This is a genomic window from Synechococcus sp. SynAce01, assembly GCF_001885215.1.
Classification (GTDB): domain Bacteria; phylum Cyanobacteriota; class Cyanobacteriia; order PCC-6307; family Cyanobiaceae; genus Regnicoccus; species Regnicoccus frigidus.
In genome coordinates, this window is sequence record NZ_CP018091.1 from 1,197,377 (window position 1) to 1,218,741 (window position 21,365).

Consider the following 21,365-nt stretch of genomic DNA (forward strand, 5'->3'; position numbering starts at 1 on the left):
TCGATTAGGTAGCAAACTCCGCACACCTCAGGAGTCGTTCCGGCCGTGCTTGACAGCTGCAGATGGCATGAACCACACGCTCGGTCATTGCCGCCAGATTGAACCGCCGATTGAAGCGGTAGCTGAAGGCGCCCAAGTAGCGATCAGCGTACTTTTCGAAGCGAAGGGCATGGAAGCTGCCGCTGAAGCTGGTTTTCAAGTTGCTGAGCACCGTGTTAATCCAACGGAATTCTGGTAATTCATTGGGATGACGACCCTTTACGACCACAGGATGATGGAAGCAACCGACTTCTGCAACGGCGCGAAAGCAAGCCAGCCCATCGGAGATCACTTCACAGCCTATCGCCAGTGAATCTTGGGCCCAATCAGCAATAGCGGCAAAAGAGAACGTGGGCACGGTGGCAAGTTTTATATACCGGGGGTGGCCCGCCTCATCGACAGAGACGGCTGCCACGACCGGCACCTTGTTCTCCGATCCACGACCAGGCTTGCCACCACAGCGTTCTCCGCCAAGGTAGGCATCATCCACCTGCACCCTTCCTCTGAGGACATAGGCGCCATCACGTTCTTTCATTGCCTGCATGATCTTGTTCTGAAGCAACCATGCCGTTCGGTAGTTCACACCGAGATGACGCCTCAGAGCTAGTGAGGAGATTCCTGTCTTGGCTTGGCCGACGAGGTAGAAGGCAAGGAACCAGGTGGTCAGAGGTAACTTTGTTGCCTCCAAGATGGTACCGGCCGTGAGGGTGGCTTGATGACGACAGCTCCGGCACTGATAGCGCTTGTGGCGCCTGCCAATGATGAGCCCGTACTCCTTGCCCTCACAACGTGGGCAACGGAAACCATCAGGCCAGCGCGCCTGTTCCAGGGCAACTTCACATTTTTGCTCGGTTCCGTAGAGCTCAATAAACTGGGGCAGCGACAGGCTGGCCTGGAACTGGATCCGATTCATAGCCATGGCAGTGACGACTGGTATATGCGTACCAGCCTAGGTCCCAAAAGGGCTGCCTGCGGAGCTTGCTGCCTAATCAAGTAACCCAATCCCACCTGGGCGTTGCCCGAGAGGTCCTGTTCACCGCTGAGTCCAAAGCCGCCCACATCAGCCCGGGCGAAAATTCTCAGCCGCGGGGAAAGAAACAGGCTGGCCTGGGTGCCGATCAGGGGCTGCACCCAGGTGCGTTCGAGGCTTCCCTGCCGCTCGATCCTCCTTGGCCGGCCTGGATCGTTGCTGCGCAGCTCGGCGGTGACCCCCAGCTGGGCATTGATCACGCGCAGGCCCGCATAGGGAATCAGGCTGTACTGGCCGGGCTTGCCGATCGCCGCTTCTCGCTCCCCGAAGCGATAGCGCAGGGCCAGGTCGTAGATGCCGGTAATCGAGGTCACCCCAGCGGAGCCGGTGAGCAAACCATCGGGCCCGGTGCGGGAATCGGCTGCTCCCAGCTGGCTGTAGAAGATATCGGTGAGTACCCCGAAGCGGTTGTACTCCACGCTGCCCCGTGCGGCGAACGTGGATTGCAAGTTGTTGAGCACCTGGCCGGGATCCAGGTTTGTGGTGGCTTCGAAGCCCCGCACCGTGGTGGTGCTGTCGACCCAGGGGATGAACCCATAGAGCTCCACGGTTGCAGCCCAAGGCGACACCTCGGCCTGGATGTCGGGCTGTGTTTCGCTGTTAAGCGGTTTGGCAGGTTCAGCGGCATCAACTTCGGCGGTTTCGGGCGCGACCGAATCAAGCTGAGCTGTTTCAACCTCAGTGGAGCCGGCAACAACCGGTTCTGCGGCCCCCGCTGCTGGAGCGGCCAGCAGCCATCCCATCGGCTCCAGCATCAGACCCGCCACCAGGGCCAGGAGCGATGGCGCCCAATGGTTGGAGCGATTGGGATACCTGGGGAAGGTCAGCAGGCGCGGGGCTGGAACCGATCGATCCATTCGGACACATTCATGGAATAGCGAAAGCTTCAGAACGGCTCTCAGCCCTTCCCCCGTGGCCCGCGCTCTTCAGCGCCGGCGTAGAGCGCCTGACTGCCGAGCTCGTCTTCGATGCGCAGCAGGCGGTTGTATTTCGCCACCCGTTCGCTGCGGCTGAGGGAGCCGGTCTTGATCTGGCCGGCCCGGGTGGCTACGGCCAGGTCGGCGATCGTGGTGTCTTCGGTTTCGCCGCTGCGGTGGCTGATCACGCTGGTGTAGCCCGCCCTGCCAGCCAGGTCGATCGCTTGCAGGGTTTCGGTAAGAGAGCCGATCTGGTTCACCTTGATCAGGATCGAATTGGCGATCCCCTCCTCGATGCCCCGCTGCAGGCGGGTGGTGTTGGTCACGAACAGGTCGTCGCCCACCAGCTGCACGCGGCTGCCCAGCCGTTGGCTGAGCAGGGCCCAACCCTCCCAGTCGTCCTCGGCGAGGCCGTCTTCGATCGACACGATCGGATAGCGGCTCACCAGGGCTTCGAGCTGGTCGACCATCTCAGCGGCCGTATAGCTGCCGCCACCGAAGGCATAGCGGCCATCGCTGTAGAATTCCGTACTGGCCACATCCAGCGCCAGGGAAATCTGCTCGCCAGCTTTATAGCCAGCCTGCTCGATCGCCTCCACCAGCAACGCACCGGCGGCATCGTTGCTCTCCAGATCCGGCGCGAAGCCGCCCTCGTCGCCCACCGAGGTGGAGAGGCCGCGGCTGTGCAGCAGGCCTTTGAGGGTCTGGAACACTTCGGCGCCCATGCGCAAGGCCTCGCGGAACGTGGGAGCGCCGTGGGGCACCAGCATGAATTCCTGGAAAGCCATGTTGTTGGCGGCATGGGCACCGCCATTGATCACGTTCATCAGCGGCACCGGCAGCAGGGTGGCCATCGGCCCACCCAGGTAGCGATACAGCGGCAGGCCAACGCCGGCAGCGGCGGCGCGGGCCACGGCCATGCTCACCGCCAAAATCGCATTGGCCCCCAGCGACGACTTGTTATCGCTGCCATCGAGTTCGGCCATCGCCGCATCCACCTGACCCTGCTCCAGGGCGCTGTAACCGCACAGGGCCGGGGCGATCTTCTCCTCAATGTTCGCCACCGCCTTCTGTACCCCTTTGCCGAAGTAGCGGCTACCGCCATCACGCAACTCATGGGCCTCATGGGCGCCTGTGCTGGCACCGCTGGGCACGATCGCCAGTCCGGTGGCGCCGCCCTCCAGGCGTACTTCCGCCTCGACGGTGGGCATGCCGCGGGAATCGAGCACTTCCCTGGCCACGATCGAATCAATCACCAGGTCCAAGGAGTCGATCACGGAAGCATCAAGGGCTCAATGGGACGGATCTTATGGGGCATCCCCAGGCCTGACTCTGTGCCTGTTGCCACGGCCTGACAGCTTCGGGCCGATCAAGGGGCGGTCAGAATGGCCTGATGATCCGGTAAGACGCCCCGATGCGACTGCTCCACACCATGCTCAGAGTGGGCGATCTCGATCGCTCCCTCGGCTTCTACACCGGCGTTCTGGGCATGACGCTGCTGCGTCGCCGCGACTTTCCCGAGGGTCGCTTCACCCTGGCCTTCGTGGGCTACGGAGACGAGACCGAGAACTCCGTTCTGGAGCTCACCTTCAACTGGGATACGCCCAGCTACGCCCTCGGTGACGGCTATGGCCACATCGCCATCGGCGTTGAAGACATCACCGCCACCTGCGCCGCCATCGCCACCAAAGGCGGAAAAGTGGTGCGGCCACCCGGCCCGATGAAGCACGGCAGCACTGTGATCGCCTTCATCGAAGACCCCGATGGCTACAAGGTGGAACTGATCCAGCGCAGACCGGAGCAGGATGCAGCCGCCTGAGCGCTTCGATCCCGGTAGCCAGGGGGCCGCTCCAACCGCCCAGGGCAGCCTGACCAGCGACCCCGATCGCTTCAGCGAGGCGGCCTGGGACCTGCTGCTCTCCGGCCAGGACCAGGCCCGCCGCTGGCGCCATGCCCAGCTCGATGTGGAACACCTGCTGCAGGTGCTGTTCCAGGATCCCCGTTACGCCAGCTGGGTGGACACCCTGCCCATCGACGGCGATCGCTTGCTGGATCAGCTGGAGGGCTTCTGCGCCGAACAACCCTCAGCCAGCGGCGAGGAGCTGTTCATCGGTGATGCCCTGGAAGACCTGCTCGAAGCCGCCGACCGGCGTCGCGCCAGCTGGGGTTCGCGTCTGCTCGACATCCCCCACCTGCTGCTGGCCCTGCGCGATGAGCCAAGGATCGGCGCGGACCTGCTGGCGGGCCAGGGGCTCAGTGAGGAGCGCCTGTTGCGCGAACTGCGGCCCACCTCCACGCCGGCCCCTACGCCCGCCCCTCTCCCTCAGCCAACAGCGGCGCCCGCAGCCGCGCCTAGCGGCCGTGACGACTGGATCGACAACCCCATCGACGCCCCCATCGACATCCCCTCCCCTCCGATCGACGACCGTCCCTTGCGCACCACTTCTGCCGGTTCCTCCGCCCCAGCCGCCCCGAGTGATGGCGACAGTGGCAGGGTCAGTGGCGGTGGCAGTGACCTGAGCCTGGACGCCGAACCGGCCGCCTTGGAGCAGTACGGCCGTGATCTCACCGCCGCCGCCCGGGCCGGGCTGCTTGACCCGGTGATCGGCCGCGACACCGAAATCCGCCGCCTGATCCAGGTGCTCTCGCGGCGCAGCAAAAACAATCCGGTGCTGATTGGTGAGCCCGGTGTGGGCAAAACCGCCATCGCCGAATTGCTCGCCCAGCGGATCGTGGCCGGCGAAGTGCCCGATTCACTCAAGGGGATCCGCCTGATCGGTCTTGATCTGGGCGCCCTGATCGCCGGCGCCAAGTTCCGCGGTCAGTTCGAGGAACGGCTGCGCAGCGTGCTCACCGAAGTGAGCGAAAGCGATGCGGCCGGCAACGGCGCCGGCGTGGTTCTGTTCATCGATGAACTGCACACCGTGGTGAGCAGCGATCGCTCCAGCGCCGATGCCGGCAGCATCCTCAAGCCGGTGCTGGCCCGCGGCGAACTGCGCTGCATCGGGGCCACCACCCCGGAAGACTTCCGCCGCACGGTGGAGAAGGACCCCGCCCTCAACCGCCGCTTCCAGCAGGTGGTGATCCGCGAACCGAGTCGGGAGGTGAGCGTGGAGATCCTGCGCGGCCTCAAAGAACGCTATGAGCTGCACCACGGCGTCACCATCACCGACGGGGCTCTGGTGGCGGCGATCCGGCTGGCCGATCGCTACATCGCCGACCGCTGCCTGCCCGACAAGGCGATCGACCTGATCGATGAGGCCGCCGCCCAGCTGCGCATGGAGGTCACTTCCAAACCCCAGGTGGTGGAGGAGGCCGAAGCCGAGTTGCGCCGGGTCGAACTGGCCCTGCTGGCGGCGGAGGCCGCACCGATGACCGAGCGGGTGCAGCGCCAGGAGCAGCGCCGCCTTGCCCTGAGCCGGCTGCAGGAGCTGCAACAGCGCTGGCAGGCCGAGCGGGAGCGCCTGGCCGAGCTGCGCGACCTGCTCCAGCAAGACGAAGACCTGCGCCACGCGATCAGCGAAGCCGAGCGCGATGGGGATCTGGAGGAGGCCGCCCGGCTGCAATACGACCAGCTGCATGGCGTGCAGCAACGCCGCCACGCCCTCGAAGACGAGCTTCAGGCCGCCCAGCAGGCCGGCGAAGCCCTGCTGCGTGAGCAGGTGGAGGAAGGCGACATCGCCGATGTGGTGGCCCGCTGGACGGGCATCCCGATGCAGCGGCTGCTGGCCGGCGAGCGCCAGAAATTGCTTGAGCTCGAAAACCGGTTGGCGGAGCGGGTCATCGGCCAGCCCGAGGCGGTGGCGGCGGTGGCGGCATCGATCCGCCGGGCCCGGGCCGGCATGCAGGATCCGCGACGGCCGGTGGGTTCCTTCCTCTTCCTCGGCCCCACCGGCGTCGGCAAGACCGAACTCGCCAAGGCCCTGGCGGCGGCGCTGTTCGATGAGGAGGAGGCCCTGGTGCGCCTCGATATGAGCGAATTCATGGAGCGCAACGCCGTGGCCCGGCTGCTGGGCGCCCCTCCGGGCTACGTGGGCTACGAGGAAGGCGGCCAGCTCACCGAGGCGATCCGGCGCCGCCCCTATGCCGTGTTGCTGCTCGATGAGGTGGAGAAGGCCCACCCCGAGGTGTTCAACCTGTTGCTGCAGGTGCTCGATGACGGCCGCCTCACCGATTCCCAGGGACGCACCGTGGACTTCCGCAACACGGTGGTGGTGATGACCAGCAACCTGGCCAGCCGCGCCATCCTCGAGCGCGCCCGTCAGGACCAGCAGGACAGCGAAGCAAACCTGGATGCCGCCCTTGATGAGGCCGTGGAGCAGGCACTCTCCGCCCAGTTCCGCCCAGAATTCCTCAATCGCATCGATGAGCTGATCCGCTTCCGGCCGCTTTCGGCGGCGGATCTACAGCGCATCGTGCGGCTGCAGCTGGCTGAGCTAGCCAGCCTGTTGGCCGAACAGCAGCTGGAGCTGCAAGTGGAAGAAGCGGTGGTCGACCGGCTCGCCGCCCAGGGCTACGAACCGGAGTACGGAGCGCGGCCGCTGCGACGGGTGTTGCGCCGCCAGATCGAGAACCCCCTGGCCACCGAGCTGCTCGAGGATCATTTCCACGGGGCCTGGGGGGTGAGGGTCAGCCTGGCGCCGGAATCCGCGCCGCAACCGCTGCTGTTCGAGGCCCTGCGCGAAGACGAAGGGGACATCCGGTAGGGTGAATCTTTGCCGGGTTGTTGTCACAGCTCGGCAGGCCAGCATCCTTGGAATCCCCCAGCCGCTCCTCCACCCCTGAAGACACGCTGACCGCCGAGCCGCTTCCCCCAGCGCCTCCCGGTCCGGCCGGCTTCGTCCCCTCGCTGTTGGAGGAGCTGCGCAAGGTGGTGTGGCCCAGCCGCCAACAGCTGTTCAGCGAGTCGGTGGCGGTGATCTTGATGGTCACCCTTTCAGCCGCAGCGATCGCCGCCGTTGATCGGTTCTACAGCTGGGGCTCCTCCCAGGTCTTCCCCTAAGCGACAGGCCAGCGCGCGATTCATCGCCGGGCCACCTCCCCAGTTCTTCCCCAGCTTTTACCCTTTTCCAGCCCGTGTCTGAAGCCGATCTGCTCACCACCGCCAGCGACGCCATCGAGGACAACCCCGATGCGGAAGGCGAGGCCCTGCCCGCAGAGGCCCCGGAACAGGCGGCAGCTGACAAAGCCCCCCAAATCGCCCGCTGGTACGCCGTTCAGGTGGCCTCGAGCTGTGAGAAGAAGGTGAAGGCCACCCTTGAGCAGCGCGCCATCACCCTCGGCGTGGATAACCGGATCGTCGAGATCGAGATCCCCCAGACCCCAGCCATCAAGCTGAAGAAGGACGGCAGCCGCCAGGCCACCGAGGAAAAGGTGTTCCCGGGCTACGTGCTGGTTCGCATGGTTCTCGATGAAGACACGATGCTGGCAGTGCGCAGCACCCCAAACGTGATCAATTTCGTTGGGCAGGAGGAACGGCGGGCCACCGGCCGCGCCCGCGGCCACATCAAGCCCCGGCCCCTCGCACGCGCCGAGGTGGAGCGGATCTTCAAGCGGGCGGCCGAGAAGAAACCCGTCGTCAAGGTCGACATCACCGAAGGCGATCAGATCCTGGTCACCGCTGGGCCCTTCAAGGATTTCCAGGGCGAGGTGATCGAAGTCTCCGGCGAACGCAGCAAGCTCAAAGCCCTGCTCTCGATCTTCGGCAGGGAAACCCCAGTGGAACTGGAGTTCTCCCAGATCACCAAGCAAAGTTGATTCACTGCGGCCGCCTCCCTGCGGAGGGCGGCCCTCGGTGGCTCCGCCGGTTTCGGCGGTCCACCACCACGCCTCCGCTTCGGTGAGGCGATCCGCAGTCCTCCCGCAAGGGAGTTTTGTTCCCACTCCCAGCAGGGAGTTCTGTTCCCCAGATCCAGCCGATGGCCAAGAAAGTTGTAGCCGTGATCAAGCTGGCTCTCAATGCCGGCAAAGCCAACCCGGCCCCACCGGTGGGCCCTGCCCTCGGGCAGCACGGGGTCAACATCATGGCGTTTTGCAAGGAGTACAACGCCCGCACCCAGGAGAAGGCCGGCTATGTGATTCCGGTGGAGATCTCGGTCTTCGAAGACCGCAGCTTCACCTTCATCACCAAGACCCCGCCTGCTTCGGTGCTGATCATCAAGGCAGCAGGCATCGACAAAGGTGCCGCCACCTCCAGCAAGGGCAGTGTGGGAGCGATCAGTCGCGCCCAGCTCGAGGAGATCGCCAAAACGAAACTCCCCGACCTCAACTGCACCAGCCTTGAGTCGGCCTCCCGCATCATCGAAGGCACCGCCCGCAACATGGGCGTCGCCGTCACCGACTGATCAGTGGCCCCAGCGCCGGTCTGATCACCGCTCCATTCCCCATCCACCCAATCCGGGGGAGACCCAGGACGCCTCGGCCGCCCTACGGCCCGCCCGTCCCGTCGCCAGTACCCCAACACCACGATGACAAAACCCTCCAAGCGCTTCAACGCCCTGCTCGAAAAAGTCGAAGACCGGCCCTATGCACCGCTCGAAGCGTTGCAGCTGGTCAAGACAACGGCAACGGCCAAATTCGATGAAACGATCGAGGCCCACGTGCGCCTCGGCATTGATCCGAAGTACACCGACCAGCAACTGCGCACCACCGTCGCCCTGCCGAACGGCACCGGCCAGAGCATCCGCATCGCCGTGATCGCCCGCGGCGAGAAGGTGGCCGAAGCCACCGCCGCCGGTGCAGACCTGGCTGGTGATGAGGATCTGGTGGAGGCGATCGCCGGCGGCCAGATGGACTTCGACCTGCTGATCGCAACCCCGGACATGATGCCCAAGGTGGCCAAGCTGGGTCGGGTGCTCGGACCGCGGGGCCTGATGCCCAATCCCAAGGCCGGCACCGTCACCACCGACCTGGGCGGCGCGATCCGCGAGTTCAAGGCGGGCAAGCTCGAATTCCGCGCCGATCGCACCGGCATCGTGCACGTGCGCTTCGGCAAGGCCAGCTTCACGGCCGAGACGCTGCTGGAGAACCTCAAGGCGCTGCAGGAAACCATCGACCGGCAGAAACCCAGTGGCGCCAAGGGCCGCTATTGGCGCAGCCTCACCATCAGCGCCACGATGGGCCCCGGCATCGACGTTGACTTCTCCGCCCTCCAGGACATCAAGCAGGAGAGCTGAGCGCCTCGGGATGTAAAGTCCTGAACTGGCTTCGGCCAGGGGGCACGCGCCCCGCCCAAGACAGCAGGTGGCCAATTGGCCTTAAACCCTGCCGAGGTGCATGCAGAAGGTTTTGTTTCCCTGGGTCCCCCAGGGGGTCGGATCATCAAGCAGCCTCGCGGCGTTCCGGTTGCACCGGTGCGGGGTTCTCTTGATGATCGCCTGGTCCGAGCTTTCGGATCCGGGCCGATGAATCAGCGGGAATCGTCTGGGTCGCGTGCTCGGCTTGTTCCCTCGATTCGTACCACCCCATGGGCCGCACCCTGGAGAGCAAGCAACAGATCGTCGAAGAGCTCAAGGGGCTCCTCAACGGGACCGAAATGGCGCTGGTCCTTGATTACAAGGGTCTGTCCATCAAGGAAATGACTGATCTGCGGATCCGTCTGCAGGCCAGCAATGGCGTCTGCAAGGTGACCAAAAACACCTTGATGCGTCTGGCCATTGATGGCGACAGCACCTGGTCGGAACTCGATTCCCTGCTCACCGGCACCAATGCCTTCGTCCTGATCAAGGGCGATGTCGGCAGTGCCGTCAAGGCCATTCAGTCCTTCCAGAAGGACACGAAGAAGTCGGAACTGAAAGGAGGCCTCTTCGAAGGCCAACTCCTGTCCCAGGCCGACATCAAGGCCATCGGTGAGCTCCCCTCCAAGGACGTGCTCATGGCCCAGATCGCCGGTGCGATCAATGCCGTGACCACCCAACTGGCCGTGGGCATCAACGAAGTTCCCTCCGGTCTCGCCCGGGCACTCAAGCAGCACGCCGAAAGCGACGCCAGCTGAGCCGATCCCTTTTCCCCGATTTCTCCATCCCCGACCTGTTGCCTGCTCTCAACTATGACAACCAAAACCGACACGATTCTCGAATCACTGAAAACCCTTTCCCTGCTTGAAGCTTCCGAGCTCGTCAAGCAGATCGAAGAGGCTTTCGGCGTTTCCGCCGCCGCTTCCGCCGGCGCCGTGATGATGGCCGCTCCCGCCGCTGCCGCTGAGGCGGTGGAAGAGCAGACCGAATTCGACGCCATCCTCGACAGCTTCGATGCTGCCGCGAAGATCAAAGTCCTCAAGGCCGTCCGCGAAGTCACCGGCCTCGGTCTGGGCGAAGCCAAGGCCCTTGTGGAAGCCGCTCCCAAGGCCATCAAGGAAGGCGTTTCCAAAGAGGAAGCCGCCACGATTAAGAAGACCGTTGAAGAGGTTGGCGGCAAGGTCACCGTCAAGTGATCTCGCTTCGCTGATTTCTCAGTTCTTGGCGAGGGTTCCGGCCCTCGCCCCTGCCGGCCCCTGGTGGCCGGCTTTTTCATGGCCGCCGTTATCGTGGCAGACCAAAAAAAAACCCCACCGAAGGCAGGGCTTTAGAGGTGGAACGTTCTTGGGAGTCTGTCCTTGTTTCGACCCCAACAGTGGGTTCCGCACCCCTCACACGAGTTAAAGGTAACGCCTGCTCAGGCCTGGGCCAGGGCAGAGGGGTCGCTACTTGAACTGTCCCAGCAGCAGCGGTCGTTTCCTGGCCTACTTGGTGACTGGCCTATTCGACGAAAGGAATCACCGGCAGGGCGATCGGATCGGTTCCGAGGTCATCAGTGAGACCGGGTCGACGGGCGATCAGCTGCCTGCCAGACCTGGTCGCTGGCGCGGCGGCGGCGATCAGCTGGGCCATGGGGGTGGGATTGGTGAAGTACAGATGGCTGAGGGTCTGCTCGCGGAAGACACGGCGACCGAGCTGCCAAGTGGACTCCAGCGTGATCGGCACGAAGCCATCGCGGTCACGCCGGTTGGCCTTGCCCCTGCCCACCACGATCGTTTCGGTCTCCACGGGGCTCATCGCCTGCAGCTGCAGCTCCTCGCCCACCTGCCTGAGCCGCAGCCGGAACGAGCCGCCCAGGTCCTGGTTGGCCGTGCGCAGGGAGTAGCCGTTGCTGTCGATGTAGCGGCTACAGATTCCGGTGAAGTCGAAACGGTTGAGGGCCGCGTCAATCAAGCCGTCCGGACGGGTTTCCCAGCAGAGCGGCTGGCTCTTGAGCTGCTCGAGCACCAGCAGCGACCAGTCGGACCTGCCCACCGGCCTGGCGAGCACCGCGAACCTGGAAGCGTCCACGGGCCGGCTGTCGAACAAGCCAACGGCTTGCGCCTGCGGCAACGAAGGGCCCTGCAGGACCGCGGCGCCGAGGGCCACAGCGGCCAAGGCAAGGTAAGTTCGCTTCATGGTGGCGACCCGACAAGCCGTAACAGGCTCCAATGATGACCTGATTTGTGCCGAATCGCCCAGTGGCTGCTGATCAACCACGGGTGGTGGCCGCGGCCACCGATGGCGCCTGCAGTGGCAACCCCGGACCCGGTGGCTGGGGGGCATTGCTGCGCTTTGAAGATGGCTCGGTGCTGGAGCTGGGGGGCGCGGCAGCCAACACCACCAACAACCGCATGGAACTGGCTGCCGCGCTGGCCGTGCTCGAAGAGCTCAAGCAGCTCCCCCTGCATCCCGATCTGCAGCTGCGCACCGACAGCCGCTACCTGATCGATGGACTGGGCAAGTGGATGGCGGGCTGGAAACGCAAGGGTTGGCGCACGGCTTCTGGCGCTCCGGTGCTGAACAAGGACCTCTGGGAAGCCCTCGATCGGGCCCGCCTGCCGGCCGTGCCCTTGGTCCACGTGCGCGGCCACAGCGGCGATCCCGACAACGACCGCTGCGACGCCATTGCCGTGGCCTTCTCCAAGGGCGGAACCCCCAGGCTGGCGACCGGCCCTGCGGCTGCAACCACCAAAGCCGCTGCCAGTCCGGTTGATCCAGCCCCAGCGGCCCTCGCTCAGCTGCTGAGCCGTCTGGAGCTGGCGGATCGCCTGGCCAGCGGTGGCTATGCCCTGCGCCTGCCCGAGCTGGCCCAGCTGGTGGAGCTGCCCCTCTCCAGGCTTGAGGAGAAGGAGGAGGCCTGGACCTGGCGCGATTGGCAGGTGAGCCCGGCCGGTGAGGATCGCTGGCGGCTGGAGCGTCTCTGATGGCCACACCCCCCACCAGCAAAAACACCACCCCGAGTACTGGATCGCTCTACAAGCGCTGGGTGACACCCCTGCTGGAGCAGGACGAAGGCGCCGATGCCGAGCAGCTCAGCCGCCTCACCCTGACGGCCCTGGGCATGGCCTCGCGGCGGCGCCACTGGCCGCTGGTGTCCGGCAGCCTGGCCGGGCTCGGGGCGGAGTTGCAACGGCGCGACGTGCGCCTGGAGCAGACCCTGTTCGGTTGCCGCTTTGCCAACCCGGTGGGGCTGGCGGCCGGCTTCGACAAGAACGCCGTGGCCGCCGGCGTCTGGCATCTATTTGGCTTCGGCTTTGCCGAGCTGGGCACGGTCACCTGGCATGCCCAACCGGGAAACCCGAGACCACGCCTGTTCCGGCTGGCGGCGGAGCGCGCCGCCTTAAACCGGATGGGCTTCAACAACGACGGCGCCGAAGCGGTGAAGCGCACCCTGGAGCGTCAGGACCTGGAGCCGCCGGGGCAGCGGCCGGCGGTGCTGGGCCTGAACCTCGGCAAGTCGAAGATCACCTCCCTGGAGCTGGCTGCCGATGACTACGCCTCCTCGCTGGAGCTGCTCTCGCCCCTGGCCGACTACGCCGTGATCAACGTGAGCTCGCCGAACACACCGGGCCTGCGCGAACTGCAAAATGCCACTCAGCTGCGCCGGCTGGTCGAACGGCTGCGCCGGTTGCCGGCCTGTCCGCCGCTGCTGGTGAAGATCGCCCCCGACCTGGAGGACGACGCGATCGACACCATCGCCCGCCTGGCCTACCAGGAAGGCCTGGCCGGGGTGATCGCAGTGAACACCAGCATCGACAGGCTCGGCCTGGAGAACCGCCGACTGACCCAGACGGGTCGCACGCTGGGCGAGGAAGCGGGAGGACTGAGCGGCGCGCCCCTGCGGGCCAGGGCCCAGGAGGTGCTGCGCCGACTGCGAGCCACCGCCGGCCCCGCCCTGCCGCTGATCGGCGTGGGCGGGATTGATTCGCCCCAGGCGGCCTGGGAGCGGATCACAGCCGGCGCCTCCTTGATTCAGCTCTACACCGGCTGGATCTATGAGGGTCCGGCCCTGGTACCGGCGATCCTGGAAGGCCTGCAACGGCAGCTCGATCGCCACGGCTGCCGGCAGATCAGCGAAGCGGTGGGCAGTGGGCTGCCCTGGGGTTAGCGGGAGCGCACCAACCCGGTGCATGCCAACAACAGCAAATGCCGATAAGCTGCCGCCCAGACTGGGATAAGGAGCCTGCCGTTGGTTCTAACTGGCTTGCGGGAACGCTTCGGGCCGCTGACGGCACGGATCTTCCCCAGGCGGGTGCTGCTTGTTCTTGAGGATGACGGCCTGACCCTGCTGGCGTTGCGCGGCCAGGGTTTCAAGCCGGCAGCCAGCCTGTTGCATCGGGTGCCACTGCCGCGGGGCGCCTGCCAGGACGGACGTCCGCTCCAGCAGGCGGCCCTGGGCGACCTGATCGGTGATCTGATGCTCGAACTCGGCCTGCACGGGGCCGAGGTGATCGCCAGCTTGCCCCGAGCAGCCTGCAGCCTGCGCGTGGTGCAGTGGCCCTTCGAGGAGTGGCCCGAGGAACCCGAGGAGGCCCTGCGCCAGATCGACCCCGATCTCCGTCTGGCCTGCCCACTCGCCCAGTCCTATCTCTGCCTCACTCCCCTTGGCGGAGCCGACCCGGCCCTTCCCCTCTGCTCGCTGCTCGTGACGGCTCCCCGGGCGTTGGTGCTGGAATGGGTCGAGGTGTTTGCGATCGCCGCTCTCGATCTCGAAAGGCTCGAACCCGCCCAGGTCGCTGAGCTGCGGGCGATTGCGCCGCTGCTGGCTGAGGCGCCTGCCAACGAACTCACCGCCCTGATCGAGTGCCAGGCCGGTGGTGCCGAGCTGACCCTGATCCGCCAGGGCATACCGGAGTTCAGTCGTCACCTGCCCGCCGACCCTCGGGCCCTGGATCAGGCGTTGCGCCAGTGCCTGAACTTCTGGCGCCAGCGAGATCCGCAGATGCGCTCGGTGCGGTTGCTGTTGTTCGGCTCCAGCCGGCGCTTGGTGGGCGTCGCCGAGGCCCTGGGGCGAGAGGAGGCCTGGAGCGTGGAGATCCTCGATCCGCTGCAGCGGGGCTGGTTGGACCTGGAGGAGAACGCGGCGGATTCGCTCGGCCCCAGCGAACGCGACGGCCCGGGCCTGCTCAGGCTCAGTGGCCTGGCCCAGGCGGAGCGGGCGCCATGACCCGCACGCTTCCCGCAGTGGATCTGCTCAGGGAGCGGCGAATCGAGCTGGGTCTGCCGCCTGACCCCAGCCGCGGCCCTGATCCGCGCCGACTGCTGTGGATCGGCGCCGCCGTGGCTGCTGGCCTGGTGTCGGCCTGCCTGGCACTGGCCTTGCTGCTGCGCTGGCAACAGCAACGGGTGAGCAACGATTTGGCGCAGCTGCAGCCGGTGCGGGCCGAAGTGGAGCAACTGGAGCAACAGCTCATCGCCGAGAAGGCAGCAATCGACGCCACCGGCAAGGCCAATGCGGAGCTGGCAGGGGCGCTGGTGACCTTGCGCTCCGGCACCGCCCTGATGACCGACCTGGCCGAGCGCAGCTCCACCGGCGTGCAGCTCACTGGCGTCAAGGTGAACAACGACGACCTGGAGATCAAGGGGCGCAGCAGCGATCCCGGCGCCTTCGAGCGAATCAACGCCCTCGTGCTTCGCCTCAAGGCCTCTCCCCTGCTCGATCCAGCCAGTGTGCGGCTGAAACGCGCCGGCCGCGCGGACGCAGAAGGAGGCGAGGAGGGCAAGCCGCAACGGCGCCAGCACGTCGATTTCGAGCTCACCGCCACGTTTCGGCCGCCCCGCAGCGGCCCCGCCCAGCTCAGGCTGCTTCAGGAGCTGGGGGCCGATGGCATGGCCCAGCGCCTGCAGGTGCTGCAACAGCAGGGGCTGCTGCCATGACCAATCTTCAGGAGGGAGCCAAGCCACCTTCGAGGCTGGGGCGCACCGCCCTGCTGCTGGGGCTGCCGATCAGCGCCGGGCTACTGCTCTCCGCCGTGGTGGTGGTCGGTGCGGTGTGGCAGCCCTGGAGCAGGCTCCGCGAGGGCCAAAACCAGCTCCATGCGTTGCGGGCCATGGAGCAGCGCCTGCCCCTGCTGCGTGAGCAGCGGCTGCGTCAGCTTGAGGCGGCAGAGAAGACAAGGGGTCAGCAGGCAGATCTGCTGCAGCTGATTGCCGGCAGCGGCGAACTCAGCACCTTCCTCGCCCAGCTCAGTCGAGAGGCCGGCGCGGCGGGCGTCGAACTCGACCTGTTCGAACCCACCCCACATCAGGGGGCAAGGGCACGGCCAGAGACAGCTGCCGCCCCACCCCCAGCCGAGGGGGAAGCGCCCCCGCCCGCGAGGGATCCCCTGGAAGCCCAGGGCCTCAGCAAGAGCTCAACACTGTTGAGTGCGCGGGGGCGCTTCCCCAACCTGCTGGGCTTCATGCGCCGGCTGGAGCGGCTGGGATTGCTGGTGGTGCAGAGCAATCTCAACCTCAGCGCGCCCGACCCTAAAGCCGGGGCCCCAGCCCCGCTCACCGAGCTGAAATTGACTCTGTCGCTGTACGGCAAGACGACGGAGCCACGACAACAAGCCGCAGCGGCTGATCCAACCCCAACAGAAAACTGATCACGATCGGCGCCGGAAAGGCCGACAAAAAAAATGCTGAACAGATGCTGAATAGATGGTGAAAGCGACGGAAGACGGCATGGCAACTTCGCCTTGCTCGCCATAGTCTCTCCCCATCGCTTGGATGTTCCTTCCGGTGATTCAGAACCATCCGGCTGGATTAGCGCTGGCGGCGACGGTGGGATTAGTGGGATTGGTGATCCCGGTTCAGGCCGTTGCCAGCGTCGGGCCGCTGGAGCTCAAGGTTCGCCGCCTGCCGGACGCCGTTGAGGTGGTGATCGAGGGCACTGGCCCCGGCCCCCAGCTGCAGCAGTTCAACAACAGTTTGGGCTGGGAAGGCCAGCTGATCCTGCCCAATCCCACCAGCCTGCGCCGAGGTCCACAACGGCTTGCCCTGCCGGAGGCGGGCTTCGAGACAATCAGCCTGGAGGGAGAGGGCGACCGCTTCGTCATCCAGGTAACGCCGGTGAAGGCCGGGGCGGCGCCGCGGCCAGTGGTGAGCGCCGATGGCCGCAACTTGATCCTCAGCTTTGCCGCCGCTCCCCAGGCCTCCCTCCAGACCGGCCGCCTCGATCTCAACACCCCGGGCCGTGTTCCCCAGAGCGCCTTCGTGCCCCCGCTGCAGCCCAGGGCCGTCGCTCCACCCGTGGGCGACATGGCCGTGGGAAGCCTGCTGCTGCGCAATCCCAGTTTCGTGAATGTGCAGGGTCCGAGCGTCACGATGACGCTGCGCAACGCCCCGGCCAGAGACGCCCTGATGGCAGTGGCCCAGCTGGGGGGCTATGGCTTCGTCTATGTGGATGACACCGCCTCCAATCCCGGTTCTGGTTCTCCGGGGTCGCCCAATCCGATCACCGCCCAGAGAGTTGTCTCCATCGCCTTCCGAAACGAAGGCTATGCAAAGGCCGTCAATTCGGTCCTTCTCGCCGCTGGGCTACAGGGCAAGTTAGAGGGAAATCTGATCCTGGCCGGACCGAATGTGCTGGGCAAAACCTTTGGCTCCCAGCTCTCGAAGATCTACCGCTTGAACCAGGTGTCAGCCAACTCAGCGGCTGACTACCTCGCCAGCCTCGGTGCCACGATCAACAAGACCTTCACCACCACCTCCACCTCCAGCGAAGTGGCCTCCACCGGCACACCGTCCAACAACACAGCGGCGTCGACGGCATCCACCGCCACCACCACCCAGATCAACTCGTTCGGAGCCGGCCAGGGCCCCTTGCTCGGCCTGATCGGCACCACCGACTCCCGCTTGGGCACGATCACCCTGGTGGGCGATCCATCCCTGGTGCTGATCGCCGAGACCTATCTCAAGCAGTTGGATCTCCGCCAGCGGCAGGTGGCCCTGGCGGTGCGGCTCTTGGATGTGAATCTCGAGAACGACACGACGATCTCCAACAGCTTTGCCTTCCGCTACGGCAATAACTTCATCGTCAACGACAACGGCCAGCTGCTCGGGGCGTTCGGTCGTTTCCTGCCACCCACAGTTGGATCATTCCTTGGCGCGCCAACCGAGAATCCCGGCCTGCAAGTGCCGCGCGATAACTTCTTCGACTTCGTTCAGGCCCAGATCGTTTCCCGCAACACGACCTTGCTGGCCAGCCCCACCCTGATCCTGCAGGAGAACCCCTCGATCCTTCGCGATCCCAGTAGCGGTGGAGGCGGTGGTAGTGGAGGAGGTACTTCTCAGAACTCCTCCGCCGGACTGGATGCCTACACGATCGATTCACCGATTGGACGCGGCAGGGCGAACGAAGCGGCGGTGCGGGTCGGCACCAATGTGATCACCAGCGTCCGGATCACTGAAACTCAGAATGGCGGCACCCAGTGTGAGCTTGAGCTCTCCACAGCCGGGCTGATTCTCGGTGCTCGCGTTGAGAAGATCGATGACAACGGCTTCGTCACCTTCTCCCTGTCCCCGTCGATTTCAGCCGTCACCGATACGGTCCCTGGCCCACCCGCCTGTACACCGCAGATCAGCATCCTGAGTGTGCGGCGGCTGGATACCGGCGCCCTGCGGGTGCGCGAAGGACAGACCCTGATCCTCACCGGCGTGATCTCCGACTTTGACGTCGCTGAAGTATCGAAGTGGCCGATTCTTGGCGACCTACCGCTAGTCGGCCAGTTCTTCCGGGCCTCGAACAACCAGCGCCAAAAACGGGAGCTGGTGATCATGGTCACCCCGCGAATCATCCGCGATGACGAGGGCGGAACCTTCGGCTATGGCATTCGGCCCACGAGCGAGGATGCGCGCCTGTTCATGAGCAATCCCCAGTAGCGCCTGGTTCAGAACGTCGAGGTTCAGTGGTTCAGCTTGATCAGAACGGCAGCGGCACGAACGCCTTGATCACCAGGGGGGCCAGGAATTGCAGGAGTCCCGCCGTGCCGCCCAGCAACTGGGGGCCCAGTCGATTGCCGCCCTGCACCGGCTTGGGTGTGTCAGCCAGCTTGAGCGCCGCCTGCTGCAACTGCGCGCTGGTTTCGGGCTGGCCCTGCTGGTCGTAAAGGGCCGCGGCGACGGTGAAGTCGTCGGCTGCTGCCACCGTGTTGCCTTGCTCACTGCGGCTGATGCCCCGGGCCACCCAGCTGATCGCCGCTTCGGGTTGGCGCCCGATCGCGGCGCTGAACAACTGCTCCGCCTGGGGAAACCTGCCCCGCTGGGCGGCGTCCACCCCAGCGTTGTGCCAATCGGCGTAGCTCTGCTGGGCGGGAATGACGCCCTTGGCGCCCTGCCAGTGGCTGCTGGAGAGGGCCTCAGGATCGAGCAGGGCACCGCTGAGGTCGGCGTCGCGCAGGTCGCTGCCCAGCAGGCGGGCGCCGCGCAGATCGGCGCCACGCAGGGAAGCGCCCCGCAGGCTGGTGAAACTCAGATCAGCACCGCTGAGCCGGGCGCCATCCAGGCGGGCGCCGCTGAGATTGGCGCGCTGCAACTGGGCGCCGCTCAAGTCGGCCTCCCGCAGGTCGGCCTGGACCAGATCGGCATCGGCCAAGGGGCAGTTGGCACACTGCTTGCTGTCCAGCAGACGGATCAGGACCTCGCCATCGGCCGCCCGTGCGACCGTGCCAGCCACGCCAGCGCAGGCCAGCAGGCCGGTGGCGGCAACCAGGGCACAGGCAAGGCGGATCACGGCCGTGAACGGCGGCAATAGAGGCTGTCTAACAGGCTTTTGAGCCTTTGGCGCGCGCCAGCCGCCGCCGTGGGCACAGCTGCCGCATGGCTGGTTCGTCCACTGTTGGACACGGTTCAGCAGAGACGTCGGTGAGGGATCCGTCCACAACGGGGGAGCCAGAGGCCCGCCACGGCGGCAATCTGGTCGCCAGCGCCCGCCGGCTGGGCTGCCGCCCCGAGCAGTTGCTCGATGCCAGCGCCTCGTTGGTGCCCTTCGGGCCGCCGGCCCCGGTGCGGCGGCTGCTGCGCCAAGCGCTGGGGGCCCGAGCAGGCCGGCCCTCGCCCCTGCGCGACTATCCCGACCGGAGTTATCAGCGGCTGCGCGAGGCGATCGCCGCGGCCCATGGCCTCGATCCCGCTGCCGTGCTGCCTGGCAATGGCGCCGCCGAGCTGTTCACCTGGGCAGCCAGAGACGCAGCGGCGACGGGCACCAGTTGGTTGCCCACGCCCGGCTTTGCCGACTACCCCCGCGCCCTGGCCTGCTGGGGCGGGTCGTGGCAGTCCCTGCCCCTGCCGCTGGGGGGCCCGTTCCCGGCCGCAGGGGAAGGGGGCCGGGGCCGTGACGGTGACGATGCGATCTGGATCACCAATCCCCACAACCCCACGGGCCAGCTCTGGAGTCGCAGCAGCCTGGAGCCCTTGCTGGAGCGTTTTGCCCTGGTGATCGTCGATGAGGCCTTCCTGCCGCTGGTGCCCGGCGGCGAGGCCGATTCACTGATCCCGTTGCTGGCCGATCACGCCAATCTGATCGTGATCCGCAGCCTGACCAAGCTGTTCGCGATCGCCGGGCTGCGACTGGGCTACGCGTTAGCGGCGCCGGAGCGGCTGAAGCGCTGGGCCGCCTGGCGCGACCCCTGGCCGGTGAACGGGCTGGCGGCCGCCGTGGGTGAAGCGGTGGTGGGTGATCGGCGCTGGCAGGAACGGGTGCGGCGCTGGGTTGCGAAGGAGGGGCCGTGGCTGGCAGGCCAGCTCTCTGGCCTGAGTGGCCTCAGGCCGCTGCCCTCCGCAGCCAATTTCCTGCTGGTGCAAGGCGAGGGGTCACTGCTGGGGCTGCGCGAACGGCTGGAGAGCCGCCAGCTGATCCTGCTGCGGGATTGCCGCAGCTTCGAAGGGCTGGGTGAGAACTGGTTGCGGATCGGCCTGCAGGACCGGCGGGGCAACCAGCGCATCCTTCGGGCCATGCGAACAGAGTTGGCCCGAAGGATGCGTTGAACCGATCAACCAAGAAGACCGATCAAACAGGCCAGCTCCCGCCTCTGGGGCCCAGCCGCTCAGACCAGCTCCTGAAGCAACAACGCCAGCCGTTGGTCCGCATCCCGCACCGCCAGCCGCTCCATGCCGTTGCGCAGGCTGAGCAAGGGATCGGCCGCCGCGGCCCCTCCCCGCAGCTTGGGGCCCAGCAACTGCCAGAGCGTCTGGGCCAGGGGGCCCTGGCCCGGAGGGTGTTGGGCGACGATCACGGCCCCGCCAGCGGCGACGGCAGCGGCGGCATTGGCGTCCTGGTGCCGATCGGCCGCCTGGGGAAACGGCACCAGGACGGCGGGGGTGCCGCAGACGGCCAGCTCACTGAGGCTGCCGGCGCCGGAGCGGCTGATGGCCAGATCGGTGTGCTGGAGCAGGCCGGCCAGCTCATCGCTGAAGGGACGCTCCACATAGCCGCTGGCGTGGATCGCTCCTACCTCCGGATCGCTGGAGCCGGTGAGATGCACGACCCGGCAGCCAGCAGCCAGCAGCTGCGGCACCAGGGGACGCACCATCCGGTTCAGCCCGAGCGCCCCCTGGCTGCCGCCCATCACCAGAAGCAGCGGACCCTCGCCAGCGGGAACCCACGCCGGTAACGGGGCAGGCAGCAGGAAGTCCTGGCGAACCGGCGTGCCGGTCAGCAGCGGGCGACAGCGGGGCAGGCGCTCGGTTGCAGCCGGAAGGCCCACCGCCACCCGGCTGCACAGCCGCCCCAGCAGCCGGGTGACCCGCCCCGGGATCGCATTGGAGTCATGCAGAACAACAGGCACACCACACCAGCGCGCCGCCAGGATGGCCGGGGCGGCGATGTAGCCCCCCGTGCTGAAGACCACGTCGATGCCTTCACGGCGGATCAACTGGCGCACCTTCAGGCTGGCGGCCAGCAGTTGGAACAGTTGCCAGAGTTTGCGCAGCCCCCGGCCCTGTAAGCCCCCGGCGCGAACGGTATGCAAGGGGTAGCGCGCCGGCACCAGCTCCCGCTCCAGGCGATCAGGCACTCCCAGCCACTGCACCGAGAAACTCGGCGGCAGCGCCTCGGCCACGGCCAGGGCAGGGAAGAGATGTCCACCAGTGCCGCTGGCGGCGATCAGAAGCCGGGTCATG

Annotated in this window: 21 protein-coding genes; 15 read left to right on the forward strand and 6 right to left on the reverse strand. The window is 66.3% G+C overall.

Annotation, left to right across the window (positions count from 1 at the left end; genetic code table 11):
- Positions 1–4 precede the first annotated feature (4 nt).
- From BM449_RS06370 to eno, 3 genes are read right to left on the reverse strand one after another with little or no spacing between them, the layout of a single operon-like run.
- Positions 5–958: an IS1595 family transposase gene (locus tag BM449_RS06370; RefSeq protein WP_071799713.1), complete on the reverse strand. Its 954-nt coding sequence runs from the start codon at positions 956–958 to the stop codon at positions 5–7.
- Positions 949–1,926 (reverse strand): hypothetical protein, encoded by a 978-nt coding sequence (locus BM449_RS06375; RefSeq protein ID WP_071800535.1) that lies wholly within the window; start codon positions 1,924–1,926, stop codon positions 949–951. Before BM449_RS06375 ends, BM449_RS06370 begins: the two co-directional genes overlap by 10 nt.
- A 41-nt stretch (positions 1,927–1,967) precedes the next feature.
- Positions 1,968–3,263 (reverse strand): phosphopyruvate hydratase, encoded by a 1,296-nt coding sequence (gene eno / locus BM449_RS06380; RefSeq protein ID WP_071800536.1) that lies wholly within the window; start codon positions 3,261–3,263, stop codon positions 1,968–1,970.
- 137 nt (positions 3,264–3,400) lie between these two features.
- On the opposite strand from eno, the gene gloA reads away from it, so the two are divergent.
- The 8 genes from gloA (at position 3,401) to rplL (ending at position 10,417) form a co-directional block, all read left to right on the forward strand.
- Positions 3,401–3,805, forward strand: a complete 405-nt coding sequence (gloA, locus tag BM449_RS06385) for a lactoylglutathione lyase (protein ID WP_071800537.1) — start codon at positions 3,401–3,403, stop codon at positions 3,803–3,805.
- A complete protein-coding gene (locus BM449_RS06390; protein WP_071800538.1) occupies positions 3,792–6,692 on the forward strand; it encodes an AAA family ATPase in 2,901 nt (966 codons plus the stop codon). The genes gloA and BM449_RS06390 overlap by 14 nt, the downstream gene beginning before the upstream one ends.
- Positions 6,693–6,778: 86 nt before the next feature.
- Positions 6,779–6,988: a preprotein translocase subunit SecE gene (gene secE / locus BM449_RS06395; protein WP_120352834.1), complete on the forward strand. Its 210-nt coding sequence runs from the start codon at positions 6,779–6,781 to the stop codon at positions 6,986–6,988.
- A gap of 146 nt (positions 6,989–7,134) precedes the next feature.
- Positions 7,135–7,743 (forward strand): transcription termination/antitermination protein NusG, encoded by a 609-nt coding sequence (gene nusG, locus BM449_RS06400; protein ID WP_233831272.1) that lies wholly within the window; start codon positions 7,135–7,137, stop codon positions 7,741–7,743.
- A gap of 161 nt (positions 7,744–7,904) precedes the next feature.
- Complete coding sequence (rplK, locus tag BM449_RS06405) at positions 7,905–8,330, forward strand: 50S ribosomal protein L11 (RefSeq protein ID WP_071800540.1); 426 nt, start codon at positions 7,905–7,907, stop codon at positions 8,328–8,330.
- Between the two features lie 123 nt (positions 8,331–8,453).
- A complete protein-coding gene (gene rplA / locus BM449_RS06410) occupies positions 8,454–9,161 on the forward strand; it encodes a 50S ribosomal protein L1 (RefSeq protein ID WP_071800541.1) in 708 nt (235 codons plus the stop codon).
- A gap of 290 nt (positions 9,162–9,451) precedes the next feature.
- Positions 9,452–9,979, forward strand: a complete 528-nt coding sequence (gene rplJ / locus BM449_RS06415) for a 50S ribosomal protein L10 (protein WP_071800542.1) — start codon at positions 9,452–9,454, stop codon at positions 9,977–9,979.
- A 54-nt stretch (positions 9,980–10,033) separates the two neighbouring features.
- Entirely contained in the window at positions 10,034–10,417 is a 384-nt protein-coding gene (gene rplL / locus BM449_RS06420) for a 50S ribosomal protein L7/L12 (RefSeq protein WP_071800543.1), read from the forward strand.
- A 304-nt stretch (positions 10,418–10,721) separates the two neighbouring features.
- Here rplL and BM449_RS06425 read toward each other — a convergent pair whose 3' ends face one another.
- Positions 10,722–11,399 (reverse strand): DUF3747 domain-containing protein, encoded by a 678-nt coding sequence (locus BM449_RS06425; protein ID WP_071800544.1) that lies wholly within the window; start codon positions 11,397–11,399, stop codon positions 10,722–10,724.
- 62 nt (positions 11,400–11,461) lie between these two features.
- On the opposite strand from BM449_RS06425, the gene BM449_RS06430 reads away from it, so the two are divergent.
- From BM449_RS06430 to BM449_RS06455, 6 genes are all read left to right on the forward strand, one after another.
- Positions 11,462–12,187 (forward strand): ribonuclease H, encoded by a 726-nt coding sequence (locus BM449_RS06430; protein WP_071800545.1) that lies wholly within the window; start codon positions 11,462–11,464, stop codon positions 12,185–12,187.
- Positions 12,187–13,371: a quinone-dependent dihydroorotate dehydrogenase gene (locus BM449_RS06435; RefSeq protein ID WP_071800546.1), complete on the forward strand. Its 1,185-nt coding sequence runs from the start codon at positions 12,187–12,189 to the stop codon at positions 13,369–13,371. Before BM449_RS06430 ends, BM449_RS06435 begins: the two co-directional genes overlap by 1 nt.
- Positions 13,372–13,467: 96 nt before the next feature.
- Complete coding sequence (locus tag BM449_RS14655; protein WP_071800547.1) at positions 13,468–14,430, forward strand: hypothetical protein; 963 nt, start codon at positions 13,468–13,470, stop codon at positions 14,428–14,430.
- Positions 14,427–15,140 carry a PilN domain-containing protein gene (locus tag BM449_RS06445; RefSeq protein ID WP_071800548.1) on the forward strand — a complete coding sequence of 238 codons (714 nt, stop codon included), beginning with the start codon at positions 14,427–14,429 and terminating at the stop codon, positions 15,138–15,140. The genes BM449_RS14655 and BM449_RS06445 overlap by 4 nt, the downstream gene beginning before the upstream one ends.
- Complete coding sequence (locus tag BM449_RS06450; protein WP_071800549.1) at positions 15,137–15,850, forward strand: hypothetical protein; 714 nt, start codon at positions 15,137–15,139, stop codon at positions 15,848–15,850. Before BM449_RS06445 ends, BM449_RS06450 begins: the two co-directional genes overlap by 4 nt.
- A gap of 124 nt (positions 15,851–15,974) precedes the next feature.
- The gene (locus tag BM449_RS06455; RefSeq protein WP_071800550.1) at positions 15,975–18,128 is read left to right on the forward strand and encodes a general secretion pathway protein D; all 2,154 of its coding nucleotides are present in this window, start codon (positions 15,975–15,977) and stop codon (positions 18,126–18,128) included.
- Positions 18,129–18,168: 40 nt separating this feature from the next.
- Here the strand turns inward: BM449_RS06455 and BM449_RS06460 are convergent, their stop codons facing one another.
- Positions 18,169–18,978: a pentapeptide repeat-containing protein gene (locus BM449_RS06460; RefSeq protein WP_233831181.1), complete on the reverse strand. Its 810-nt coding sequence runs from the start codon at positions 18,976–18,978 to the stop codon at positions 18,169–18,171.
- A gap of 131 nt (positions 18,979–19,109) precedes the next feature.
- On the opposite strand from BM449_RS06460, the gene BM449_RS06465 reads away from it, so the two are divergent.
- The gene (locus tag BM449_RS06465) at positions 19,110–20,231 is read left to right on the forward strand and encodes a threonine-phosphate decarboxylase (RefSeq protein ID WP_071800552.1); all 1,122 of its coding nucleotides are present in this window, start codon (positions 19,110–19,112) and stop codon (positions 20,229–20,231) included.
- 59 nt (positions 20,232–20,290) lie between these two features.
- On the opposite strand, the gene BM449_RS06470 is transcribed toward BM449_RS06465, so the two are convergent.
- Entirely contained in the window at positions 20,291–21,364 is a 1,074-nt protein-coding gene (locus BM449_RS06470) for a UDP-N-acetylglucosamine--N-acetylmuramyl-(pentapeptide) pyrophosphoryl-undecaprenol N-acetylglucosamine transferase (protein ID WP_071800553.1), read from the reverse strand.
- Position 21,365: the final 1 nt, after the last annotated feature.